General features: G+C 60.9%; 4 protein-coding genes and 1 riboswitch. All 4 genes read left to right on the top strand.

The genetic code is table 11. The features are described from left to right. The first annotated feature begins 145 nt into the window (after positions 1-145). A riboswitch (FMN riboswitch) is annotated at positions 146-297 on the top strand. A gap of 89 nt (positions 298-386) precedes the next feature. Genes ribD through ribH form a run of 4 tightly spaced genes read left to right on the top strand, consistent with a single transcriptional unit; the run spans position 387 to position 3,626 of the window. Continuing rightward, complete coding sequence (gene ribD, locus A3840_RS18760; RefSeq protein ID WP_067460756.1) at positions 387-1,388, top strand: bifunctional diaminohydroxyphosphoribosylaminopyrimidine deaminase/5-amino-6-(5-phosphoribosylamino)uracil reductase RibD; 1,002 nt, start codon at positions 387-389, stop codon at positions 1,386-1,388. Beyond that, positions 1,389-1,997: a riboflavin synthase gene (locus A3840_RS18755; protein WP_067460754.1), complete on the top strand. Its 609-nt coding sequence runs from the start codon at positions 1,389-1,391 to the stop codon at positions 1,995-1,997. A 20-nt stretch (positions 1,998-2,017) separates the two neighbouring features. Further along, on the top strand, positions 2,018-3,172 hold the full coding sequence (gene ribB / locus A3840_RS18750; protein ID WP_245676668.1) for a 3,4-dihydroxy-2-butanone-4-phosphate synthase: 1,155 nt from the start codon (positions 2,018-2,020) through the stop codon (positions 3,170-3,172). 7 nt (positions 3,173-3,179) lie between these two features. Continuing rightward, positions 3,180-3,626 (top strand): 6,7-dimethyl-8-ribityllumazine synthase, encoded by a 447-nt coding sequence (gene ribH / locus A3840_RS18745; RefSeq protein ID WP_067460750.1) that lies wholly within the window; start codon positions 3,180-3,182, stop codon positions 3,624-3,626. Positions 3,627-3,770 lie beyond the last annotated feature (144 nt).

The following is a 3,770-nucleotide window of genomic DNA, read 5'->3' as shown; positions in this document are numbered from 1 at the left end:
GATCATACCATAATCAGACGTTTTCACACAGCCTCGGGTGGAAAGCGGACAGTCAGCTTTGCGCTGAGACGACCGACGAAGCAGACGCTATTGCAATTCGCAGTCAACCGTCCTACTTGGGCCACGTTCGGCTCATTGGCCGGGCAGACGTTCTCAGGGCGGGGTGCAATTCCCCACCGGCGGTGTTTGCATCCCACAGATGCATCAGCCCGCGAGCGCCCTCCCCAAAAGGGAGGGGTCAGCAGACTCGGTTCAACTCCGAGGCCGACGGTATAGTCCGGATGGAAGAGAACACATGATGGATAAGCACGCGACCATTCCGCCTAGGAATGGGCGCTACTCGTCGTCATGCGCCCTGAGTCTCGTCTTTTTGCAAAGGACGAAGCATGGGCATCGCGCCACAGACATCGCCAGACCCCGACGCCATCGCTTCCGGCTTCCGCCTTGCGCTGGAGGCAGCACGTGCGTTTGAGGGCGCAACGGCGCCAAATCCTCCGGTCGGCTGCGCTATCCTGAACGCCATCGGCGATGTGCTGGCCGTCGCCGCACATGAAAAGGCCGGACAGGGTCACGCCGAGGCCCGGGCCATCGCGCAATGCCGGGAACGCGGTGTCATCGAGGCCATCCATACCCTGATCGTCACCCTCGAGCCCTGCAATCACTTCGGGCGCACGCCGCCCTGTTCGCAGGCCATTATGGAAACGCCCGCTCAGCACGTTTGGATCGGCGCCGAAGACCCCAACGACACTGTAAAGGGCGGGGGCCGCCAGGCGCTCGTCGAGGCGGGCATAATCGTTCGATCCATTGCCAAGCTCGATCATGCCGAGGCTGCCGCCCTGGCCGGTTGTGCCAATCGTCTGATCGGGCCCTTTGCCAAGCGTCTGCGCACCGGCCTGCCCTGGATCACCATCAAGCAGGCGCTCGATGCTACGGGCAGCATGATCCCGCCAGCAGGCGCGAAAACCTTCACATCGACCACTTCCCTCGCGCTGGCCCATCGGCTGCGACGCCGATCCGACGCCATCCTCACCGGCTCCGGCACAATATTGGCTGATGCGCCCCTCTTCACAGTCCGCCATGTGCCGGACTTTGCCGCCAAGGCGCGTCACCTCGTTATCCTTGATCGGCGGCGACGCATTAGCGCCGACTATCTCGCCGCCAGCCGACAGCGCGGCTTCCTGCCCGTGATCGCGGCCGACCTGCACACAACGCTGCGCCATCTGGGCGATATCGGCGCCCTCGAAGTGCTCGTCGAGGCCGGGCCTCAAGTAACGGCCAGCGTGCGCGAAAGCGGTCTTTGGGACGAGCATATCCGCATCACCTCAATCCCCGGCGCCGAGGATGGCGTCGAGGTCATTCCCAACCCTTCCCATACTGAAAGGACCTAGATGTTTTCCGGTATTATTGAATGCCTCGCCAGGGTGCATGGCGCTGACCCGATGGGTGGCAGTCTGAAAGTCACGATCGAAACCGGCTGTGCCGATCTCGAACTGGGCGAGAGCATCGCCGTAAACGGCGTCTGCCTCACAGTCGCAGCACATGACCAGAGCGGCGTGGCAGAATTCTTCCTCAGCCCGGAAACGCTCGACCGAACCGCCCTAGGCGCCCTGGAAATTGGCGATCGAGTCAATCTTGAACGGTCAGTTCGTCTCGAGACGCGCCTCTCCGGCCACATGGTACAGGGCCACGTGGATGGCCTGGCCAGACTCATCAGCTTTAAGGAAGAGGCCGGTGCTTATCGGCTCGACTTCGATGTGCCCGCAGATCTAGCCCGCTATTGCGTGGCTAAAGGATCCATCGCCCTCAACGGCATCAGCCTGACCATCAATTCCATCGACGCCGCAGACCAGAACTTCCGCGTGGGGGTGATGATCATCCCGCATACATGGGAACACACCAATCTGCACGCGCTGGCCGAAGGCGACACTGTCAATGTCGAAGTCGACGTCATCGCTAAATATGTGGAGCGCCTATGCACGCCCTATCTCAAGCACTGAGCGCCCTTCAGGCCGGTCGCATGATCGTGCTCGTCGACGATGAGGACCGTGAAAACGAAGGCGACCTCATCCTTCCAGCACAATTCGCCACGCCGGAAGCTGTCAACTTTATGGCGATGCATGGCCGTGGCCTGATTTGCCTTGCCCTTGAAGGCGCACAGGTGGACCACCTTGGGCTGGACCCCATGGTTCGCAACAACCGCACGCGGCGCTCGACGGCTTTCACCGTCTCCATCGAAGCCCGCGAGGGTATCACGACCGGCATTTCCGCTGCTGATCGCGCCCATACGATGAAACTGGCCGCATCCACCACGGTTCAGCCCGATGACATCGTCTCACCCGGCCATGTCTTTCCGCTTCGGGCAGTCGAGGGTGGCGTACTGGCCCGCAACGGCCATACGGAAGGCGCTGTCGACCTCGTTCGTCTCGCCGGTCTCCAACCCGGATCCGTGATCTGCGAAATCATGCGCGACGATGGACAGATGGCGCGACGCGACGATCTCATCGCCTTCGCCAAGCGGCACGATCTGGTCCTGCTGACGGTCCGAGATATCGTCGAGCATCGTATCAGGACAGAACAGCTGGTGGAGGAAATCGCCAGCGCCGACCTGCCGTCGGCCTTCGCCAGCAGCATGCTGCGCCTCCATGCCTTCCGAAATTCGATCGACGGGATCGAACATATCGCCGCCGTCAAATCAGGCGATGCGCTTGTCCCCCTCGTTCGCCTTCACTCTGAATGCCTTACGGGCGATGCTCTCGGCTCGCTCCGCTGCGACTGCGGCCCGCAATTGCAAAAGGCCATGCAGGAGATTTCCGACAGCGATGGCGGTGCGCTGATCTACCTACGCGGCCATGAGGGTCGCGGCATCGGTCTTGGCAACAAGATCCGGGCCTATGATCTGCAGGATCGGGGCCATGACACGATCGTGGCCAACCAGATGCTCGGCCATCCCGTCGATGCGCGTGAATATTGGGTCGGAGCACAAATGCTGAAGGCCCTGGGCTTTTCGCGCATCCGCCTGCTGACCAATAATCCGGATAAGGCCGAAGCCCTCGAACGCTATGGCATCGTCGTCGAGCAATGCCTTCCCCTCGTTATTCCGGCCAATCCCTTCAACCAGAACTACATGACCACCAAGCGCGACCGCCTTGGCCATACACTCGCAACACTATGAGATCCCTATGCAGAGCACTTCATCTCCCCGCTTCGCCATCGTCGTCAGCCGCTTCAATCAGGAGGTCACCTCCGGTCTCCTCAAGGGCGCCTTGGCCTATCTGGCCGAAAATTCCATCACCGTGCCCGATGAGCACATCGTCGCCGCTCCGGGCGCATTCGAGATTCCGCTCATCGCGCAGACCCTGGCCAGGACGCAAAAGTTCGACGGCGTGATCTGCCTTGGCTGCGTTATCAAGGGGGACACCGCCCATTTCGAATATATCAGCGAGGCGGCCAGCAGCGGGCTGATGACTGCATCCCTTGCAACCGGAATTCCACTCACCTTCGGTATCCTGACCACCTATACGGACGAACAGGCGATCGTTCGCAGCCGCGACGATGAGCATAACAAGGGCCGGGAAGCGGCAGCAGCCTGTTACGAGGCGCATCAGGCTTTAGCCGGCATTAACTAAGGCAAAGCCCTCACGCCTTAGTAAGGCGTGAGGGCATCTAGCCTACCGGGGCAGCCATACCAGACTATGATAGTCGCACTTCTCAAAACCGAAGATGGTGGCAACGTCTGCTTCTTTAATCGGGCATTGAGGTCAAGCTCCAAT

The sequence above is a fragment of the Devosia elaeis genome, from assembly GCF_001650025.1.
GTDB lineage: Bacteria > Pseudomonadota > Alphaproteobacteria > Rhizobiales > Devosiaceae > Devosia > Devosia elaeis.
Note: the sequence above shows the minus strand (reverse complement) of the source record. Positions and strands in the feature narration are given on the sequence as shown.